We start from the raw sequence: 19985 nt of genomic DNA on the forward strand, positions 1-19985 counted from the left end.
GAAGAAGCCTCCTTTCACTTAAAAGCTGGGTGGTGTGGATACCCAGAGAAGGGTGCTGCCTGTTTTTTCCGAGGCAGTGATATAGTGCTGTTTATTCGCTGTAAAATAGAAGGATTCCCCTTTTTTTACCTTATAATTTCGATTACCGATATGCAGGGTGATGCTTCCGTTTAATACATATCCGAATTCTTCTCCTTCATGGGGGTTATCGGGATAGGTAGAGCCACCCGCATCCAGAGTTAATAAAATCGGTTCCATAATATTTTTTTGAGCATTTGGTATAATCCATTTTACTTCATTTTTCAGATCTGCATCATACTTCTCAAAATAATCAGATTTTTTAAATACCACCTGCTCCGCTGTTGTTCCACTAAAGAATTCTTCCAGATTCGTACCAAGACACTGAAGAATATCTACCAAGGTAGCAATAGAAGGAGAGGTTAAGTCTCGCTCCAGTTGCGATATGAAGCCCTTAGATAACTCTGCTCTATCTGCCAGCTCCTCCTGAGTAAGGCTTTTCTGGATTCGTAGTTCCTTGATTTTTGATCCGATATTCATTGTAGAACTTCCTTTCTGAATCTTACTGCCAATAAACTTGAAGTTTAGCCTAGCTAAACAGCAACAATATAAATTATACTAATATAATTTGCATTGTCAATATCTTTTCAAATAAATATTACATTAAATATTACTATATCAAAATAGCCATAAAATGGCAAAATAAAAGGCGAAAATAAAGTCCTGAAAACAGAACCAAATTCCGCCTTGTGTATGTAGCATGAATATGTAACGAATGAATGTATAAATAGCTATTTCTTATAAAATTCTTTGATCCGATCCATTCTTGAGGCCATTCCCATAAAGAGCTGATCGACTAAAGTGATTGCAACCATTGCTTCTACCACAACCACAGCTCTGGGGACAATGACAGGATCGTGTCGTCCCTGAATCTGAATTTCTATATTTTCCTTGTTCTGATTAATGGTATTCTGTGTTCGAAAGATGGATGGAGTGGGCTTAATGGCGGCTCTAAGAATAATATCGGAACCATCGCTAATTCCACCCAATATTCCTCCGGCATGATTGCTGGCTTTGGATACCTTAGCATCATCCAGGACAAGGAAGGAATCGTTGTTCTCTGAACCAAGCTTCATGGCACATTGAAAGCCATCTCCAATTTCTACCCCTTTTACTGCTCCTATGGACATTACTGCTTTTGATAGAGAAGCATCCAGCTTATCAAATACGGGTTCACCAATTCCGGCGGGCATGCCGGTTACGATACATTCGATAATACCGCCTACTGAGTTGTGCTGGTTCATTTGCTCCAGTAAATAATCCTCTGCCTCCTTAGAAGCCTTCAGATCCGGCATGTATAAAGGACTTAAGTATGCCTGATCGATTGAGGCCTGTTCCTCATTAATTGAGATCGGACCTATGGATCGGGTAAAAGCCCGTACTTCTATTCCTAAATCCTTTAGTATTGCACAGGCAATAGCGCCAGCAGCTACCCTTCCAATAGTTTCTCGGCCTGAGGACCGCCCGCCGCCACGATAATCCCGGAAACCATATTTTTGATCAAAGGTATAGTCAGCATGTCCGGGACGATAATAACTGGCTATCTTAGAATAATCACCAGAACGCTGGTTTTCATTATAAACAATAAGAGAAATAGGAGTACCAGTTGTTTTCCCTTCAAATACACCGGACAAAATGGAAACCTTATCTGCTTCCTTTCGTGGTGTGGAATATTTTGTTTGGCCTGGTTTTCTTCTATTCAAATATGTTTGTATGTATTCTTCATCCAATCTTAAACCGGAGGGGCATCCATCCACAACGACTCCGATTCCTTGTCCATGAGATTCTCCCCAAGTACTGATTTTAAATATAGTGCCAAATACGGAACCTGACATAGTTCTCCTTTCTACTCTGTTTTCTCATTTGATTCTTCCAGAAGAATATATTTATTAGGTTGTAAAAAGTCAATTCAATAGAAATTCGATGAATATATAAGTGCGAATAAGACTTTTGACGTCCTAATAATTATTACAAGTATATAGGAAAATATATAGACTTTCAATCGTTTTAAGGACATTTATGTAAAATAATCATATACTAAAATGATAACATATATTTGAGGCATGATATGAGCGACCCAACTTATCGTTACGGTAGTGTACCCGGATCACAGCCGGAAAAGCATAGTAATTCTCTTTGGAATCATTCCGATGCAAATGATGCGGTCAATAAACTGGGGGATAAAGATAGTGATTTGGTAATTGAAGATAATACCGTATATGAAATAGACAGGGAATGCTATGAAAGACTGAAACGACAGAAAAGATATAGAAAGTAAAAGAAAAAAGCTGCGAGCTACGCAGCTTTTTCTTTTTACCGGTCTGAATTTGCACTATTGTGGCATTTTTTAGAAGAAACCGTTATTGCCACAGCAGCAGCAGAGGAGAATGATGATCCAAATTATGCCATTGCAGCCGTCGCCTCCGAAACCGCCACCAAAGGGACCGTTGTTATTGTTGCCACAGCAGCATAATAAGAGAATAAGGATGATAATCCAACTGCAGTCATTATCTCTTCCTGCGTCGCAATGTGTTGCTGCTAAATCACTCATTGTATGTTCCTCCTAATATTAATTACATTGCTATCATATGTAGCTTAGCTTGACTGATTTCCTATTTTTAGAAATAATAATCGTAAAATTTGTAGATAAAATGTAGCCATAGCTACAAACTAGTAATTGGATAGCTGTTATTATTTTTTTAAAGAAAAGAGAACATACTTAAGTACAACAAGGGAATACTAAACACAGAAAAATACTTATCTAGAATGATAATATTATAGGAGGTTATTATGAGCGAACAGAAGCAATATAAACTAAAAAATATCGAATTAGCAAAGATTTTAAAACTGGATGAGAAAATTACCTACCAAAAGGGACAGGTTGTCAGTAAAACCTTAGTGCAAAATAAAAATGTGAGTATCACTTTATTTTCCTTTGATAAAGGAGAAGAAATCAGTTCTCATTCATCGGATGGAGATGCAATGGTTACCATACTTGATGGTACTGGTAAATTTACTGTTGGTGAGGAGATTTTTCTATTAAGCAAGGGGGAGACTCTGATAATGCCCAACCACGTACCTCATGCAGTTTATGGAGAGGAGCAATTTAAGATGCTTCTTACTGTTGTATTCTAAAAACTGTAAATAGTTACAATCTAATTGTAGAAATTACATAGGATTAAGAAAACCTCTATGCTATTATTTGGATAAATAATAAGGGGGGGTTTTATGGATAAATCAAATGATACTGTTACCTCGACGGAGAATGTAGTGAAGAATGTTTTGCCAATTACGGATAATAATACAGGTAAGGTTTTAATTCAAACAGTTTCTACGAGTAAGACTTATCTTTATACGAGCTATATAATTTCTTCATCGAAGGGACAAAATGTAGTAGTTGATCCGACAGAAATGCCGCAGAAGTCGATTGTTGATATCAAGCCGGTAGCAATCTGTTCGACACATGCACATCCGGATCATACGGATATTGACTATCTTAAAACCTATCAGGTTCCGAAGATACTATATGAAAAAGGAAAAATATATACAAGGGATTTTCGTATATATTCTATTCCTTCTTCCCATAGTGACGATAATGTAACAGAAGATTCGGGAAATGTTATTATAGTATTTGAGGTGGATGGACTTCGAATCGCTCATATGGGAGATATTGGGCAGAATTCATTAACGAGAGAACAAGTACTCCAGTTGGGTAATATTGATATTGCCTTTATGCAGTTTGAAAACAGCTATTCGGACATGACTCTAGAGAATGAAAAGGGATTTCGAATTATTGAACAGCTTAATCCGAGAATTATTATTCCTACACATTATTTTGATAGCACAATACCTGTCCTTGAAATTAAGTATGGACAGATTAAGGAATATAATAATTACCTCAGTATTTCGAAAGAAGAACTTCCGAGTACAAAGCTTAATGTATTTCGCGTGTTGAACAATCATATATATTAGTTATTCCCCAATACTTTGTTATACGAAGAACCGATTGATAGAAGAATCTATCGGTTCTTCGTCCCTGAATTGTGTAAATCTTTATAACAGGATATGTTTACATTGCATCTGTAATCGATTATAATAGCTATTATATTACAATTGATGGCAGGTGCTTTTATGGAATTCTTTACGGTTGGATTTAAATATTATATTGGCTATAAATTACCCATGGCTGTAACAGAAGAATTAGCTGATTTAGAACGGAAAGGAGCCGGAGAATATTATAAAATCATTTTCCTTAAATCTGGAACCAATCACTTTCTTCTTAACGGTAAGGAATTTATCTTAATAGGAGCATGTACCATTTGCCTGAATGAGATAGACCGAATCGAATTTTTAGAATTGCAAAGTGATTTGATTAGGATAGTATGGTTTACACCAGCAATTCTTAATAACACCTTCAATTTTAACGTGGTGAATAATTCAAATTCGAAATTTACACAGACCGAGCAGATGGATCTTTATTATATATTGCAATTCCTACATGGTGCAGATGCTTCCAGTAAAATACTATCATTACATACGATTGATTCCTCGCTGATTGAACAAAAAATACAATTGTTAAGTAAGCTGCTACTGAGCCAGGAGAGTAATTATTGGCCATGTCGCAGCCGTTCCTATTTATTCGAAATTCTGTTTTCGATTGCGAGACAGGAAGAGGATGAGGACGTTCATAAGGCTTTGTCCTTTAATGGTAATAATCGTTTGGTGGTAGACGTAATCTATTATCTTCAAGCTTATTATAATAAAAAGATTACCATTGAAGGGTTAGCTGAGATGTTTCATACAAATAGAACTACTTTACTAACCAATTTTAAAGAATATACAGGGGAGTCCATTAACCAGTATTTGATAAAGCTTCGCATTAATATGGCAGCTACTTTTTTACGAGATACTGAGCTTTCCGTTGACGAAATATGTGAACGAACCGGATTTCATGATATCAGTTATTTTAGTAAAGTTTTCAAGAAAGTTCTTCATTATACACCAACGCAGTATCGAAAGGTCTATTCTATCCATTACTATAGTTAAAATTCTATTATATTGGCAAAGCTATCGGAATAGGATTATACAAAAGACTATGGAGCTAAAATATGGTCAGAAAGCATAAAGTCCAGGTTATAGTGCATTGCAGGGAGTATGAAAAAAGACTGAAGACCATAGAGAATTTTGGAGAAATTAAATATAAGCTTCCCATGATTGATGCATATGTGATAGAAGTCGAAGAAGATCAGTTGGAGTATATACGTTCTCTGGATGGTCTTATTAGTATGGAAATGGATACGCACATCACAGCTCAAATGAACCATGTAAACGATATAATTGAATGCCATTGGGCACATGAACACGGCTACTTAGGAAAGGGTGTTGGTGTGGCAGTCGTTGATACGGGGATTGCGCTACATAAAGATTTTGTAGAGGGCAAGAACAGGGTAATAGCTTTTGCTGATTTTCTGGCTCATCGGACTGAGCCTTATGATGACAATGGGCATGGTACTCATGTGGCAGGAATTATAGGAGGAAACGGATTCTCATCAAAAGGGAAATATAAGGGAATTGCTCCCGAATGTGACTTTATTGGAGTAAAAGTACTGGATCACCGTGGGGATGGTAATATTTCCGATGTTCTTGCAGGTCTTCAATGGATAATTGATAATAAAAAGAAGTATAATATTCGTATTGTGAATATTTCAGTTGGCACCTCTGCAAAGGATAATCTGGATGAGAATTCACTTCTGGTTCGTGGAGTAAATGCAGTGTGGGATAATGGAATAGTTGTCGTTGTAGCAGCTGGTAATAATGGACCCGGTCCCATGTCTATTTCCACACCCGGAATCAGTAGAAAGGTTATTACAGTAGGCTCCTCCGATGACAGTATTGCAGTAGAGGTATTTGGAAATAGTAAAGCAAAGGATTATTCAGGGAGAGGTCCGACTCCTTTTTGCATTAAGAAGCCAGATATTGTTGCTCCCGGTTCAAATATTATATCCTGTAATATCAGTCGGTATAATACTCGAGGAAAGAATGCAGGAGGACGCCTGTCTACACAAGAATCACCTATGATGTATACAATAAAGAGCGGGACATCGATGGCTACTCCCGTTGTATCCGGAGCAATTGCTTTGCTTCTGTCCGCACATCCGGAACTGACGAATAGAGAGGTCAAGCTAAAGTTAAGAAGCAGTGCGATTGATCTTGGCCAGCATTGGGAGAAACAGGGATGGGGGTTATTGAATGTTCGAAGACTTTTAGAATAAAAAACGATTTTAAGATATATTTTTGATTTAGTTTAATAAATTTACAAATTATTATTGATTATTTTCAAAAATGCATTATAATAATATTATCAGGAATTTGCTTCCTAATAAAGAAAATTAAGATTTATAAATTACATGGTTAAGGAGGAATTAAGAAATGGCATATTTTAATATTGGAAAAATCCAATACGAAGGACCTCAGAGTAAAAACCCACTTTCTTTTAAGTATTATAATCCGGATGAAGTGGTTATGGGAAAGACAATGAAAGACCAGCTTCGTTTCGCTATGTCATATTGGCATACACTGACATATATGGGTACGGATCCATTTGGTGGTACTACCATGAGCCGTGATTGGGATCAGACCGATGATCCTATGAAGAAGGCAAAAGAGAGAGTTCATGCAGCTTTTGAATTTATGGAGAAGATGCAGATTCCGTTCTTCTGCTTCCATGATCAGGATATTGCTCCAAGAGGAAAGACTCTCGAAGAGACCAATAAGAGATTGGATGAGATCGTAGCGGTAATTAAGGAAGAGATGGCTCGTACCGGAATCAAGTGCTTATGGGGAACAACTAATGCATTTGGTGATGATAAGTTCGTTCATGGTGCAGGTACATCCTGTAATGCAACTGTCTTCGCATATACTGCAGCACAGATTAAGAAGGCAATGGAAATTACAAAGGAATTAGGCGGCGTTAACTATGTATTCTGGGGCGGTCGTGAAGGATATGAGACCTTACTGAATACGGATACAGGATTAGAATTAGATAATCTTGCTAGATTACTTCAGATGGCAGTAGACTATGCAAAGGAAATCGGATTTACCGGACAGTTCTTAATCGAGCCTAAGCCGAAGGAACCTACTAAACATCAATACGATTTTGATACAGCTACCGTACTTGCATTCTTAAGAAAATACAACTTACAGGATTACTTCAAGATGAACATTGAAGCAAACCATGCAACCTTAGCTCAACATACATTCCAGCATGAGCTTAACATGAGTAGAATTAACAATGTACTCGGAAGCGTTGATGCAAACACTGGTGATCCGATGCTTGGATGGGATACTGATCAATTCCCTACAAACGTATACGATACAACATTAGCAATGTATGAAATCCTGTTAGCAGGTGGATTTACTAAGGGCGGATTGAACTTTGACTCTAAGGTTCGTCGTGCATCATTCCAGGATGATGATTTATTCTATGCTTATATTGCAGGTATGGATGCGTTCGCTAAGGGCTTAAAGGTAGCAGCTAAACTGCTTGAGGATGGAGTTCTTGAGAACTTCAAAGCAGAGCGTTATGCTAGTTATAAAGAAGGAATTGGTAAGGATATCGTTGAAGGTAAGGTAGGCTTTAAGGAATTAGAGGCTTATGCTTTAAAGAACGGTACTACACCGAACAAATCTGGTAGACAGGAAATGCTGGAAAGCATCTTAAATCAGTATATTCTTGAAACAAAATAATTAATTGTAGTCTGGATTATAATCTAGATATAAATACAGGGTGTTGCTAATGCAACACCCTGTTATATATAAGAAGTTCTTCGAATTACTTAATCTAATACCAGTGAAGGAGCAGTATATATTCTTGCCTTCAACTCATTGTCGAGCATGTACAATCCCTTTGAGTCACCAGCGAACAAATCAAATTTCTTAATATTATCATCCGCATTCTTTTCTTCTTCACCCTGCTCTTTAATAAACCAGTCTAAGAACTGCATGGTACGAAAATCCTTATTCTTATATGCTTCCTCATAAATGGTATTAATGGAAGCGGTTACATATTTCTCGTGCTCCAGAGCGATAATTAGAGGATCGCGGAAAGACTTGAATTCTTTATCAGGTGCTGCTATGGCATCTAATTTTACCTTTTCACCATTATTCAATAAGTACTGACGGAATAGTAAAGCATGATCACGTTCTTCCTGCATCTGAACATAGAACCAGTTCTCAAAACCATTTAAGCCTTGATCCGCATAATAATTTGCCATATCCAGGTAAAGATAGGCGGAATAGAATTCCTTGTTAATCTGTTGATTTAATAAGTCTATAACTGATTGATTCATAATAATAACCTCCATTTTCAATATTATAGATTTATCTTACTTAATTAGTTTATAAAGTATCCATATAAAAACTACTCAACGCTTATTACTGAAACAGGGCAGTTATCAGCTGCGTCTGTGGCGGTTCCTTCACATTCAGCTGGAACGGGATCAATATATACCTCTGCATACCCATCATCAGCCATACGAAATACTTCAGGACAAGTATCTGCACATAATCCACATCCAATACATCCTTCACGATCGATTTTCGCTTTCATAATAAACCTCCTTTGCCTGTTACCAAGCTATGTAATTATTGGTAAGTATGTTGCTAACTCATTATATCATAGGAATGGAACTTTGTCACTTTTATAAAGAATTGTATTGAGAAATTGCCAGTTTTATGGTATACATATTTATGTAACAACAGGTAGATACTATTTATTAAATGCATAGAATGGAGGCTGTTTTATGAAGAAGTACGAATGCACAGTATGCGGTTATATTTATGATGAAGCATTGGGAGATCCAGATGGTGGTATTGCACCCGGAACAAAGTGGGAAGATATTCCGGATGATTGGGTTTGCCCGGTATGTGGTGTTAGTAAGGACAATTTCCAGGAAGCATAATGATTTCTAAGAAGGATAAACTGCCTCAACCAGTATGGTAAGAAGGATATTACTTCCATATTTGATTGAGGCAATTTTTTTGGGTTCCGTAAACCATATAAATTCTATTGACATAGTAGGTTGATACGATTATTATAAATTTATTCTGACATTTTAGCTTTATTGATGGAACACTTAAGATATACGTTTGAAAGATATCATTATATGATTAGTATTAGGATGGATTAAGAATAGAGCTGCTTAGAAATGAGGAAGAACATGATTTATCTAGATTATGCAGCCAATACACCGGTTGATCCGGAGGTAATGAGCTGCTTTCAGAATATAAATAATATGTATTTTGCGAATCCGAACTCCGTACATCGCATGGGCAGGGCTTCCAAAGAACTGCTAGACCAGATAACTGAAAAAATAGTAGCACATATAGGTGTAAAAGCCTCTGAGTTAATCTATACCTCTGGTGCAAGCGAGGCGAATAATCTGGCAATTAAGGGAATAGCGCAGGCGTATCGTCATAATGGAAAACACATTATCTCGACTTGTCTCGAGCATTCGTCAGTCAGTGGTGCACTTACTTATTTACAGAGTCTTGGATACGAGATTGATCTTGTGAATATCACAGAGGATGGACTGGTAGATCTGGAGCATCTGAAGGAATTACTTCGGAAGGATACCATATTGGTTTCTGTTTGCTATGTGGACAGTGAGCTTGGGATAAGACAGCCAATTACGGAAATTGGCAGGATATTATCGGAGTATCCTAACTGTATGTTTCATTGTGATGCAACGCAGGCAATTGGAAAGCTACCTGTGTCATTTGAATACATGGACTGTATGACCTTTGCTCCACATAAGTTCTATGGGCTGAATAGCTGTGGAATTTTGGTAAAAAGGGAGAAGGTGATATTAACTCCATTGATTCATGGCGGCATCAGTACAACCATTTATCGTAGTGGAACTCCTGATCTGGCGATGGCTGCATCGATTGAAAAAGCCCTGGAGCTAGCCCTGAAGAATTTGGATGAGCGTTATCATATAGTAGAAGAATTGAATCAGAAGCTGCGTTCAGGCTTTGAAAAGTATAAATTGGTACGTATTAATAGCACAAGATATTCCTACCCATACATTCTTAATCTGAGTGTCAGTGGAGTGAAGGCAACCCAGTTTCAGGATGCACTTGAAAAGGAGGAAGTCTGCGTGTCAACTAAATCGGCTTGTTCTGTTATAAACACACCCTCCAGACCTGTATTGGCTATTACGAAGGATAAGAAGAATGCGATGAGTTCCTGGAGGATCAGCTTAAGTCATCTTACAACGGAGGAAGACATTGTACAATTCTTTCAGGCCTTTGACAGGTGCTATAATGCCCTGACTGGGCCAGTGACGAAGTGAAGTAATACCCGGTTTGTGGAAATTATGTTAGAAAGTGGTATAATAAATGGAAAAGTATCAGGAAATAGAAAGAAGTATCATTAAAAAATTCAGGAAACCATTATGGAAAAAGTTCATAAATGGAGTAAACGACTATCAGTTAATCCAGGAGGGAGATAAAATAGCGGTATGTATCTCTGGTGGAAAGGATTCAATGCTGCTAGCAAAACTAATGCAAGAAGTACAGCGACATGGGAAAATACCTTTTGAAACAGTGTTTCTGGTGATGGATCCCGGATATAATGAGATTAACAGACAAACAATCATTCAGAATGCTGCACTGCTCAATATCCCGATTACCATATTTGACACGCAGATATATGATATAGTCGCAGAAATAGATCAGTCTCCCTGCTACCTATGTGCGAGAATGAGAAGAGGATATCTTTATAAGAAAGCACAGGAACTTGGATGTAATAAGATTGCGTTAGGACATCACTTTGATGATGTCATTGAGACCATATTAATGGGAATGCTTTACGGAGGCCAGATTCAGACCATGATGCCGAAGCTACATAGTACGAATCATCCCGGTATGCAGTTGATTCGACCGATGTATCTCGTAAAGGAAGCGGATATTATTGCATGGAAACAGTATAATGATTTGCAATTTATCCAATGCGCCTGCCGACTTACAGAAAACTGCACCCTTTGTGATAACGGAGGAGGAGGCTCTAAACGACAGGAGATGAAAAGCTTAATCAAGAAATTCCGCCAGATTAATCCCAGCATTGAAATGAATATTTTCCGAAGTGTCCACAATGTGAATCTGGATACTATCATTGGTTATCATAATAAAGAGATGGAGTATAATTTCCTGGATGACTATGATAAGAAAGGGGGATCTACCCCATGTTAAATCAATTTTCAAGAACAGAATTGCTGTTAGGAAACGAAGCTATGGATGCTCTGAAGAACGCAAGGGTTGCTGTATTTGGAATAGGCGGTGTAGGAGGATTTACAGTAGAAGCTCTGGTAAGAAGCGGAGTGGGAAGCATTGATATCATTGATGATGACAAGGTATGTCTCACGAATATTAACCGTCAGATTATCGCAACAAGAAAAACAGTAGGAAAATATAAGGTTGATGTTATGAAGGAACGCATCCTAGAGATTAACCCTCAGGTTAATGTAACTGCTCATCAATGCTTCTACTCGGCTGAGACCGCTGAGCAATTTGAATTTTCTAATTATGATTATATTGTAGACGCCATTGATACAGTCTCCGCAAAGATAGAGATGATTCTTCGGGCCCAGGAAAAAAACGTTCCGATTATAAGCTGTATGGGAGCCGGTAATAAACTGGATCCGACGAAATTCGAAGTGACGGATATTTATAAAACCTCTATGTGCCCATTGGCGAAGGTGATGAGAAGAGAACTTAAGAATAGAGGAGTAAAGAAGCTGAAGGTTGTATATTCTAAAGAACCAGCAAGAAAGCCATTGGAGGATATGTCGATAAGCTGTAGAACCAATTGCATCTGTCCTCCGGGAGCGGAGCGAAAATGTACAGCGAAACGCCAAATCCCGGGAAGTATTGCATTTGTTCCTTCGGTCGCAGGATTAATCATAGCTGGAGAAGTAATTAAAGATTTGTGTGGTGTGCGATAGAACCATTCATGGGGCTGTTGCATAATATACTTGCAGGGAATATGACTTACCTCACACACAGAACGGAAGAACACATTGCTGATTTTGTATGTCTCATGCGAATATAAATAATCGCATGATTCACACAAAATACAGCAATCTGTTCTTCCGACAGTGTATTATGGTAAGTCATATTCCCTGCAAATGTATTATGCAACAACCCCATCGAGGATGAGTTCGTATTATCAAATCAATGATTTGGTAATACGAACTCATCCTCGCGTAAATAAACGAAATAATGTAATGTAATAATTATTTCATGTGATGTGATATAGCATGCGATAATCAACACATCGCATGAAATTCATCGAGTGAGATAATCAATACATCGCATGCGATAAATTAGTATATTACATGAGATAATCCGCTCTGGTGTTATGTCTTTATATATTCATCATGATATTCCATGGATGGCACGTTCAAGTCGATTCAGTGCCTCTTCAACAATACTCCTTGGGCATGCGATATTAATTCGCTCAAATAGTGCGGTATCTTTTCCGAAGATAATTCCGCCATCTAACCATAGATTTGCCTTATCTATGACCAGATCCTCAAGTTCTTTGTAGTTTAAGCCAAGCTCACTGCAATCGAGCCAGATCAGATAGGTTCCCTCAGGCTCAACCAGCTTTATCTCTGGTAACTTTTCCTTTAGAAAGCTTCGAACATAACTGAGATTCCCTTCTATATAATTCTTTACTTCGTTCAGCCAAGGACGTCCCTTCGTATAAGCAGACTTGCAGGCTACCAAACCGAGTGCATTCAACTGACTGTATCCGCTGGCATTTACTTCATGGCAGAAAGCCTTCCGAAGCTCCGGATTGGGAATGAAGATATTGGATACCTGTAAACCGGCCATATTAAAGGTTTTGCTTGGAGATGTGCAGGTTATGGAGTTCATGGAGTATTCCTGTTTTAGGGAGGCGAATATGGTATGATGATGTCCAGGATAAGTAAAGTCACAATGGATCTCATCGGAGACAATAAGTACATTATGCTTTAAACAGATATCTCCGATGGCATTTAACTCCGCCTCGGTCCACACACGTCCTACAGGGTTATGAGGACTGCATAGGATAAAAAGCTTTACCTTTTCCTGTATGATTTTATTTTCAAAGTCTTCAAGATCCATGGTATACTTTCCGTCATTATATCGGAGCTGGTTGTTGACCAGCTTACGATGATTGTTAATAATACACTCGGAAAATGGATAGTATACCGGCTGTTGAATCATAACAGCATCACCTTCTTGGGTAAATGCTTTAATTGCTTGAGCAATCGCAAATACCACGCCTGGGGTTTTTATTAACCATTCTCGTTGGACAGTCCAATGAAATTCTTCCTCGAACCAATACTGAACTGCTTTAAAATAATCTTCCTTAACATCGCTATAGCCGAAGATACCATGCGAAACTGCGTTCTGAATATCACTTAGTATTTCATCTGGAAGTCGAAAATCCATATCTGCGACCCAGAGGGGTAATAAATCGTTCCGTTTCTTTCGCTCCAGCATAAAATCATATTTCAAGCAATTCGTATTTCTTCGATCAATTATGGAATCAAAATTGTAATTCATGTTACCTCCTTAGCAACTAGTAATTGGTTTAATGAAAGACACCTTTATTCTTCAAATGCCTGTTTCAGATCAGCGATTAAATCATCCACATCTTCTATTCCAACAGATAACCGTAAAATGGTATCCGTAATCCCAGTCTTCTCCCTTTGATCCTGAGGAATATCAGAATGGGTTTGTGTCATTGGATAGGTAATTAATGTTTCGACACCACCTAAGCTTTCTGCAAAGGGAATCAGTTTTACAGACCTCAGAATTCGCAGTGCTGTTTCCGGACTATCTACCTGGAAGGTAAGCATGCTTCCAAAACCGGTTGCTTGTTTTTTACATATTTCATATCCTGGATGATTTGGCAGACCTGGATAATATACATTTTTTACTCTTGGATGTGTTAAAAGCCAGTTAGCAATGGCAAATGCATTCTCCTGTTGTCGTTCCATACGAATACCCAGTGTTTTCAAGCCCCTTATTATTAACCAACAATCAAAGGGAGCCAATCCGGATCCAACGGTTTTCGTAATATAATGTAGCTGCTCCGACAATTCTGCATTATTTACCACTAAGAAGCCAGCAATGGTGTCATTATGTCCCCCGATAAATTTAGTGCCACTATGAATTACGATATCTGCACCGAGAGTGAGAGGATTTTGAAAGTAGGGTGAGAGAAAAGTGTTATCTACAATAAGTAAAATCCCATGCTGCTTTGTAATAGTGGCTATTTTCGCGATATCTGTTACATTCATCATTGGATTTGTCGGCGTTTCTATGTATATTGCTTTTGTCTGTGGCCTTATGTAAGGCTCCACATCCTCCTTACTGGTATCAATAAAATCGAAGGAAATCTGATTTTTCATGTTGATGCTTTGGAATAAACGAATCGTACCCCCGTACAGATCGTTACCTGCAATGATGTGATCTCCTGGTTGAAACAACTCCATGAGAGCAGTAATTGCGGCCATGCCGCTGGAAAATGCCAAGGCATCATAGCCCTGTTCCAAAGAGCAGAGTATTTTTTCAAGCTGTTCTCTGGTAGGATTTTGTGCACGAGTATAATCATATCCAGTACTATTACCCACACTGGGGTGTGCAAAGGTTGCTGTCTGATAAATTGGATAGCTGATAGCTCCAAAATGTTCCTTAGAGGATGTGGTGTTGTTCCCGTAAAGACACCTTGTATTTATTTTATAATTCATCCTGTTATCCATGCACTAACAAAATGGAATTCCATTTCATTCTGCGCTGATACGTTTGAAAGAAGAATGCGCGGCATGACTCCTTTTTCATTTATTTTCTTTCAAAACCGATAAAACATACTTATATAATAGGAATACTATAAATATAATAGAAAGCTTATTGTTCGTCAATATCAATATTATGAAAAATTTATTTTACATAGATAATGCCTGTCAGAATTTACATATTGGTATTTATCAGCAACTTTTATTAGAGTTTCTAATCAATAAAATAGTAGAATTTAAAAAAATGATATGTTAAAATGTACTAACATAAAGTCAAAGATTAACAAAACTGAAAGAAAGAAGATGATTAGTTTGAAAAAAATACCAACGAGAGAGGAAGCGTGGGAACTATTAAATGAATATAATAAGGAAGAGTTCCACTTAAAGCATGCCAGGGTTGTAGAAGGTGTAATGAAGTACTTTGCCAGAGAGCTGGGATATGCTGAGGAAGCTGATTTCTGGGGGATCGTCGGATTATTACATGATCTGGATTTTGGGATGTATCCGGAGGAGCATTGTACAAAATGCCAGGAAATTATGAAGGAACGAGGGATTGATGACCGAATCATTCATGCAACTGCCAGCCATGGATACGGTATTACAGTTGATATAAAGCCGGAGCATGAGATGGAAAAGGTTCTGTATGCAGTGGATGAACTGACAGGATTAATCGGTGCAGTAGCTATCATGCGTCCTTCCAAAAGTACCATGGACTTAGAGTTAAGCTCTGTTAAGAAGAAATATAAGACACCGAAATTCGCCGCTGGTTGTTCTAGAGAGGTTATCGAAAACGGTGCCAAGATGCTGGGATGGGAACTAGATGATTTGATTCAGAGAACCATTCTAGCATTAAGAGAGGTAGAACAAACCACAGGATTAGTATAAGTCAATATGAGTTAAGACAGGAGAGAAAATGGTTGGATTAGGTACACTCGTTAATATGGTTGAAATTATTATCGGGGCCACAATTGGTATCATAATAAAGGGCGGCTTAAAGCAAAGATTTCAGGAAACAGTAATGCATGCACTTGGACTTGCTGTACTATTCATAGGAGCCAGCGGTGCTCTTCAGGGATTATATCTGGTAGAGAACCAGAAGCTACAGACAACCAATGTAATGCTAATGATTGTTTCTCTGGCAATTGGAGCATTTATAGGAGAGGGAATCGATATTGAAGCAAGACTGGAACGGGTCGGAGAGTTTATCAAAGCAAAACTAAAGGTTAAGGGAGAGAAGGGACGGAACTTTGTTGAAGGCTTTGTTAGCAGCTCCCTACTATTCTGTATCGGTGCAATGGCTATCATTGGATCGCTACGTGATGGACTGTCAGGTGATGCATCCATGCTATATGCAAAGGGGTTTATCGATGGTACTGTGGCTGTGTTTTTTGCTTCAACACTTGGGATAGGAGTTTTCTTTTCCGTTATTCCGCTTGGACTGTATCAGGGGCTTATCACCTTGTCGGCTAAATATGTGGAACCCTATCTCAGTGAGGAACTGATTACGAACATTTCCTTTATTGGTTCTGTTTTGATTTTTGGTATTGGTATCAATATGATATTTGGGAAAAAGATTAAATGTGGTAATTTACTACCGGCAGTGTTAGTCCCAATTGCATATGAATTTATTAAGACATGGATATAATATGAATACTGTTACTACATTAGGGATACAGCACTACCCGTTACATTATCATGTAGTAGCAGTATTTTTATTTACGTGAGGATAAAGGAAATGGGTTAAAATACCCAAAGGCTGCTTTTGCAGCCATAGAAATTCGCGAAGCGTTTTTCCAGTAGTTGCAGTATAGAAAGGTATTTGCCTGTTTGAAGCATAATAAAAGAGTTAAATAATAATTGTTAAAATAAGGAAAATTATGTTGACTTCTGAAATTGAATCAGTATAATAAATGTTAAACAATGTAAATTAAGAGGTCGACACAATGGAACGAAATAAATCAAGAATCAAACTCTATATAGGGGGAATACTATTTCTCACTATTGTCCTGCTGATAATGTCATCTCCATTCGAACTTCGTGCAAATCATACATTGGATATAAGGTATGCAATTATTCTCTCTATATGCCTAAGCATATCAATTAGAATCCTACTTTTTTGTAATAGAATAGCATGTAACTAAATTAATGCATCCGGCGTGAGTGCATCTCCAGAATCGTAACTTCAAATTTCTGGTTAAATTTGAATTATATCGTAAATAATCGTTGACAATACGAGTATAATTGTATACAATAAAACAAAATTTGAAATAATTCAAGCATTTTGGCTGTAATCAAGGGCTGAATTGATTTCAAAATCAGAACGATAGAATGGAGAAATGACTATGGATCAAAGAAAAGTGTATATCAACCCTCACAACAATTTACTTCAATTGGAGGAACCAATCTATCCTCTCGTGGATGTCGAAGAACCTAATACTTTCCGAAATCTTTTCCCCTATGATGAAATACCGAAGATCGCCTTCAATGATAGAATTGTTCCGCACAATCTTCCGGATGAAATATTTATTACAGATACGACCTTCCGTGATGGTCAGCAATCCAGAGCACCCTATACTACAGAGCAAATTGTAACCCTATTCGATTATTTCCATCGCCTTGGAGGACCCAAGGGGTTAATTCGTCAAAGTGAGTTTTTCCTATATAGTAAAAAGGATCGGGATGCTGTTTACCGTTGTATGGAGAAGGGATATGAGTTCCCGGAGGTTACATCCTGGATCAGAGCCAGTAAAAAGGATTTTGAACTCGTAAAGGATCTTGGTATGAAGGAAACAGGAATCCTGGTTAGCTGTTCGGATTATCACATTTTTTACAAAATGAAGATGACTAGAAAAGAAGCGATGAATCATTATTTAAGCGTCGTAAGAGAATGCTTGGAAACCGGTGTGGCTGCAAGATGTCATCTCGAGGACATCACCCGTTCCGATATCCATGGATTTGTAATTCCTTTCTGTACGGAGCTTATGAAATTAAGTAAAGAATATAATATTCCTGTAAAAATTCGCGCTTGTGATACCATGGGCTATGGAGTAAATTTCTCCGGTGCAGTAATACCGCGTTCCGTACAGGGAATTATATATGGACTGACTGCACATGCCGGAGTACCTTCCAAATGGTTGGAGTGGCATGGACATAATGATTTCTACAAAGCAGTAACGAATTCTACGACGGCATGGCTTTATGGAGCAAGTGCAGTAAACTGTTCCTTATTTGGAATTGGTGAGAGAACAGGTAATACTCCGCTGGAAGCTATGGTATTTGAATATGCCCAGTTAAAGGGAACCCTGGACGGAATGGATACAACAGTGATTACGGAGCTTGCAGAATATTTTGAAAAGGAAATAGGGTATCGGGTTCCATCCAGAACCCCCTTCGTAGGTAAGAATTTTAATGTTACCCGTGCTGGCATCCATGCGGATGGTCTCTTGAAGAACGAAGAAATATATAATATATTTGATACGGAGAAGTTCCTCAATCGTCCTGTTCTTGTTGCAGTATCTAACACCTCGGGCCTTGCTGGAATCGCTCATTGGATTAATAGCTTCTACAAGTTAAAGGGAGAAGCAGCTGTTGATAAGAGCCATCCCGTTGTTCAGAAGATTAAGAACTGGGTTGATGAGGAGTATGAATCCGGGCGTGTAACAGTAATTACTGATGATGAATTGTTGGATATAATACAGAAAACGGAAAATGAATTAGGGATTCATATCAGCAAATAAGCACTTTTGATTGACAAGGGTTCCTTAACCGAATAGAATAAATAATGGTATGGAAATTATCGGTGCCTATGATATTTACTGGCCCGACAAAAAAATACGAAGGAATGGAGAAGATTATGATATCAACAGAGAAAATTGAAGCAGCGAAAGAAAGATTTGGACAATTGCTAAAGGAGCAACTGCAGCGAGTTGAAGAAATGAAAGCTCAGGGTGACTTTATTGATTACAAATCCTTGGATCAGATTAAAATCGGTGTTTGCGGTGGGGATGGTATCGGCCCGGCTATTACATCCCAGGCGCAACGTATTCTGGAATATTTATTAAGGGATGAGATTAAAGCTGGAAAAGTTGCTTTTCATGTAATTGAAGGATTAACCATCGAGAGAAGGGCAGCAGAAAATGCAGCAATTCCTCCCGCAGTATTGGATGAAATAAAGAAGTGTCATGTTATTCTGAAGGGACCAACAACAACACCTAGAAAAGGTGATCCCTGGCCGAATGTAGAAAGTGCTAATGTAGCTATGAGAAAGGAACTTGACTTATTTGCCAATGTTCGACCGGTACGTATTCCTGAGCAGGGAATCGACTGGACCTTCTATCGTGAAAATACAGAAGGTGCTTACGCAGTGGGAAGTAAGGGTGTTCATGTTACTGAAGATTTAGGTGTAGACTTTACAATCGCTACAACCCAGGGTACCGAGCGTATCATCAGAGCTGCCTTTGAATTCGCTAAAGCAAATGGTAAGACAAGAGTTACAGCAGTCACAAAAGCAAATATCATTAAAACCACAGATGGTAAGTTCTTAGATATCTTCCGTGAGATAGCGAAGGAGTATCCGGATATCACTGCGGATGACTGGTACATTGATATTATGACTGCAAAGCTTGTTGATGAGAAAAGAAGAAAGGACTTCCAGGTGGTGGTTCTTCCTAATCTCTATGGCGATATTATTACAGATGAAGCAGCAGAATTCCAGGGAGGTGTTGGTACTGCCGGAAGCGCTAATATCGGTAAGAAATATGCAATGTTTGAAGCAATTCACGGATCTGCACCTCGTATGGTACAGGAGGGACGCGATATTTATGCAGATCCAAGTAGTATGATTCGTGCTGGTGCAATGTTATTGGCACATATCGGATATAATAAAGAAGCAGATAAGCTGTATCGTGCGCTGGATATATGTACCGTTACTGAGAAGAAGATTGTAACAACTGGTAGATCAAATGGAGCTACTGGTGCAGAATTTGCTGACTATGTTATGGAAACAATAGAGAAATTAAAGTAGGATATACACCTCCTGAGGTGTGGCTACTTATATAA

The 19985-nt window shown here is 38.2% G+C and carries 20 protein-coding genes; 14 read left to right on the forward strand and 6 right to left on the reverse strand.

What is annotated here, in order from left to right; translation table 11 throughout:
- Nucleotides 1–18: 18 nt before the first annotated feature.
- Both H0486_RS06860 and aroC read right to left on the reverse strand, forming a co-directional pair.
- Nucleotides 19–558: a helix-turn-helix domain-containing protein gene (locus tag H0486_RS06860; protein WP_228352291.1), complete on the reverse strand. Its 540-nt coding sequence runs from the start codon at nt 556–558 to the stop codon at nt 19–21.
- Between the two features lie 251 nt (nt 559–809).
- The gene (gene aroC, locus H0486_RS06865; protein ID WP_228352292.1) at nt 810–1913 is read right to left on the reverse strand and encodes a chorismate synthase; all 1104 of its coding nucleotides are present in this window, start codon (nt 1911–1913) and stop codon (nt 810–812) included.
- A gap of 233 nt (nt 1914–2146) precedes the next feature.
- Here aroC and H0486_RS06870 point away from each other — a divergent pair, with 233 nt between their 5' ends.
- The 6 genes from H0486_RS06870 to xylA all read left to right on the forward strand — a co-directional run bounded on the left by H0486_RS06870 (nt 2147) and on the right by xylA (nt 7824).
- Complete coding sequence (locus H0486_RS06870; RefSeq protein ID WP_228352293.1) at nt 2147–2356, forward strand: hypothetical protein; 210 nt, start codon at nt 2147–2149, stop codon at nt 2354–2356.
- Between the two features lie 512 nt (nt 2357–2868).
- Nucleotides 2869–3213 carry a cupin domain-containing protein gene (locus H0486_RS06880; protein ID WP_228352295.1) on the forward strand — a complete coding sequence of 115 codons (345 nt, stop codon included), beginning with the start codon at nt 2869–2871 and terminating at the stop codon, nt 3211–3213.
- Nucleotides 3214–3306: 93 nt separating this feature from the next.
- The gene (locus H0486_RS06885) at nt 3307–4050 is read left to right on the forward strand and encodes an MBL fold metallo-hydrolase (protein ID WP_228352296.1); all 744 of its coding nucleotides are present in this window, start codon (nt 3307–3309) and stop codon (nt 4048–4050) included.
- 159 nt (nt 4051–4209) lie between these two features.
- Nucleotides 4210–5124 (forward strand): helix-turn-helix transcriptional regulator, encoded by a 915-nt coding sequence (locus tag H0486_RS06890; RefSeq protein WP_228352297.1) that lies wholly within the window; start codon nt 4210–4212, stop codon nt 5122–5124.
- Between the two features lie 269 nt (nt 5125–5393).
- A complete protein-coding gene (locus H0486_RS06895; RefSeq protein ID WP_228354380.1) occupies nt 5394–6350 on the forward strand; it encodes a S8 family peptidase in 957 nt (318 codons plus the stop codon).
- Between the two features lie 157 nt (nt 6351–6507).
- Nucleotides 6508–7824, forward strand: a complete 1317-nt coding sequence (xylA, locus tag H0486_RS06900; protein WP_228352298.1) for a xylose isomerase — start codon at nt 6508–6510, stop codon at nt 7822–7824.
- 89 nt (nt 7825–7913) lie between these two features.
- Here xylA and H0486_RS06905 read toward each other — a convergent pair whose 3' ends face one another.
- Both H0486_RS06905 and H0486_RS06910 read right to left on the reverse strand, forming a co-directional pair.
- On the reverse strand, nt 7914–8426 hold the full coding sequence (locus H0486_RS06905; RefSeq protein ID WP_267023485.1) for a ferritin: 513 nt from the start codon (nt 8424–8426) through the stop codon (nt 7914–7916).
- 71 nt (nt 8427–8497) lie between these two features.
- A complete protein-coding gene (locus H0486_RS06910) occupies nt 8498–8686 on the reverse strand; it encodes a ferredoxin (RefSeq protein ID WP_228352299.1) in 189 nt (62 codons plus the stop codon).
- 193 nt (nt 8687–8879) lie between these two features.
- Between H0486_RS06910 and rd the strand changes: the two genes are divergently transcribed.
- From rd to H0486_RS06930, 4 genes are all read left to right on the forward strand, one after another.
- Nucleotides 8880–9038 (forward strand): rubredoxin, encoded by a 159-nt coding sequence (gene rd, locus H0486_RS06915; protein WP_228352300.1) that lies wholly within the window; start codon nt 8880–8882, stop codon nt 9036–9038.
- A 258-nt stretch (nt 9039–9296) separates the two neighbouring features.
- Complete coding sequence (locus tag H0486_RS06920; RefSeq protein ID WP_228352301.1) at nt 9297–10430, forward strand: cysteine desulfurase family protein; 1134 nt, start codon at nt 9297–9299, stop codon at nt 10428–10430.
- A gap of 46 nt (nt 10431–10476) precedes the next feature.
- Nucleotides 10477–11328: a tRNA 2-thiocytidine biosynthesis TtcA family protein gene (locus H0486_RS06925; RefSeq protein ID WP_228352302.1), complete on the forward strand. Its 852-nt coding sequence runs from the start codon at nt 10477–10479 to the stop codon at nt 11326–11328.
- A complete protein-coding gene (locus H0486_RS06930; RefSeq protein ID WP_228352303.1) occupies nt 11322–12080 on the forward strand; it encodes a tRNA threonylcarbamoyladenosine dehydratase in 759 nt (252 codons plus the stop codon). Before H0486_RS06925 ends, H0486_RS06930 begins: the two co-directional genes overlap by 7 nt.
- 433 nt (nt 12081–12513) lie before the next feature.
- Here H0486_RS06930 and H0486_RS06935 read toward each other — a convergent pair whose 3' ends face one another.
- On the reverse strand, nt 12514–13692 hold the full coding sequence (locus H0486_RS06935) for a MalY/PatB family protein (protein WP_228352304.1): 1179 nt from the start codon (nt 13690–13692) through the stop codon (nt 12514–12516).
- Between the two features lie 44 nt (nt 13693–13736).
- Nucleotides 13737–14882 (reverse strand): trans-sulfuration enzyme family protein, encoded by a 1146-nt coding sequence (locus H0486_RS06940; protein ID WP_228352305.1) that lies wholly within the window; start codon nt 14880–14882, stop codon nt 13737–13739.
- Nucleotides 14883–15248: 366 nt separating this feature from the next.
- On the opposite strand from H0486_RS06940, the gene H0486_RS06945 reads away from it, so the two are divergent.
- The 4 genes from H0486_RS06945 to H0486_RS06960 all read left to right on the forward strand — a co-directional run bounded on the left by H0486_RS06945 (nt 15249) and on the right by H0486_RS06960 (nt 19950).
- Nucleotides 15249–15812: a hydrolase gene (locus H0486_RS06945; protein WP_408647625.1), complete on the forward strand. Its 564-nt coding sequence runs from the start codon at nt 15249–15251 to the stop codon at nt 15810–15812.
- 28 nt (nt 15813–15840) lie between these two features.
- Nucleotides 15841–16572 carry a DUF554 domain-containing protein gene (locus H0486_RS06950; protein ID WP_228352307.1) on the forward strand — a complete coding sequence of 244 codons (732 nt, stop codon included), beginning with the start codon at nt 15841–15843 and terminating at the stop codon, nt 16570–16572.
- 697 nt (nt 16573–17269) lie between these two features.
- A complete protein-coding gene (locus H0486_RS06955; RefSeq protein WP_228352308.1) occupies nt 17270–18664 on the forward strand; it encodes a beta/alpha barrel domain-containing protein in 1395 nt (464 codons plus the stop codon).
- 116 nt (nt 18665–18780) lie between these two features.
- Nucleotides 18781–19950 (forward strand): isocitrate/isopropylmalate dehydrogenase family protein, encoded by a 1170-nt coding sequence (locus H0486_RS06960; RefSeq protein ID WP_228352309.1) that lies wholly within the window; start codon nt 18781–18783, stop codon nt 19948–19950.
- Nucleotides 19951–19985: the final 35 nt, after the last annotated feature.

This window comes from Variimorphobacter saccharofermentans, assembly GCF_014174405.1.
Lineage (GTDB): Bacteria > Bacillota > Clostridia > Lachnospirales > Lachnospiraceae > Mobilitalea > Mobilitalea saccharofermentans.

Coding starts and splice junctions, on each gene's coding strand:
- H0486_RS06880 (WP_228352295.1), top strand. CDS start 2,869: ATGAGCGAACAGAAGCAATATAAACTAAAAAATATCGAATTAGCAAAG.
- H0486_RS06860 (WP_228352291.1), bottom strand. CDS start 558: ATGAATATCGGATCAAAAATCAAGGAACTACGAATCCAGAAAAGCCTT.
- H0486_RS06890 (WP_228352297.1), top strand. CDS start 4,210: ATGGAATTCTTTACGGTTGGATTTAAATATTATATTGGCTATAAATTA.
- H0486_RS06870 (WP_228352293.1), top strand. CDS start 2,147: ATGAGCGACCCAACTTATCGTTACGGTAGTGTACCCGGATCACAGCCG.
- H0486_RS06930 (WP_228352303.1), top strand. CDS start 11,322: ATGTTAAATCAATTTTCAAGAACAGAATTGCTGTTAGGAAACGAAGCT.
- H0486_RS06895 (WP_228354380.1), top strand. CDS start 5,394: ATGAACCATGTAAACGATATAATTGAATGCCATTGGGCACATGAACAC.
- H0486_RS06910 (WP_228352299.1), bottom strand. CDS start 8,686: ATGAAAGCGAAAATCGATCGTGAAGGATGTATTGGATGTGGATTATGT.
- aroC (WP_228352292.1), bottom strand. CDS start 1,913: ATGTCAGGTTCCGTATTTGGCACTATATTTAAAATCAGTACTTGGGGA.
- H0486_RS06905 (WP_267023485.1), bottom strand. CDS start 8,426: ATGAATCAATCAGTTATAGACTTATTAAATCAACAGATTAACAAGGAA.
- H0486_RS06920 (WP_228352301.1), top strand. CDS start 9,297: ATGATTTATCTAGATTATGCAGCCAATACACCGGTTGATCCGGAGGTA.
- H0486_RS06955 (WP_228352308.1), top strand. CDS start 17,270: ATGGATCAAAGAAAAGTGTATATCAACCCTCACAACAATTTACTTCAA.
- H0486_RS06950 (WP_228352307.1), top strand. CDS start 15,841: ATGGTTGGATTAGGTACACTCGTTAATATGGTTGAAATTATTATCGGG.
- H0486_RS06925 (WP_228352302.1), top strand. CDS start 10,477: ATGGAAAAGTATCAGGAAATAGAAAGAAGTATCATTAAAAAATTCAGG.
- xylA (WP_228352298.1), top strand. CDS start 6,508: ATGGCATATTTTAATATTGGAAAAATCCAATACGAAGGACCTCAGAGT.
- rd (WP_228352300.1), top strand. CDS start 8,880: ATGAAGAAGTACGAATGCACAGTATGCGGTTATATTTATGATGAAGCA.
- H0486_RS06940 (WP_228352305.1), bottom strand. CDS start 14,882: ATGAATTATAAAATAAATACAAGGTGTCTTTACGGGAACAACACCACA.
- H0486_RS06960 (WP_228352309.1), top strand. CDS start 18,781: ATGATATCAACAGAGAAAATTGAAGCAGCGAAAGAAAGATTTGGACAA.
- H0486_RS06935 (WP_228352304.1), bottom strand. CDS start 13,692: ATGAATTACAATTTTGATTCCATAATTGATCGAAGAAATACGAATTGC.
- H0486_RS06885 (WP_228352296.1), top strand. CDS start 3,307: ATGGATAAATCAAATGATACTGTTACCTCGACGGAGAATGTAGTGAAG.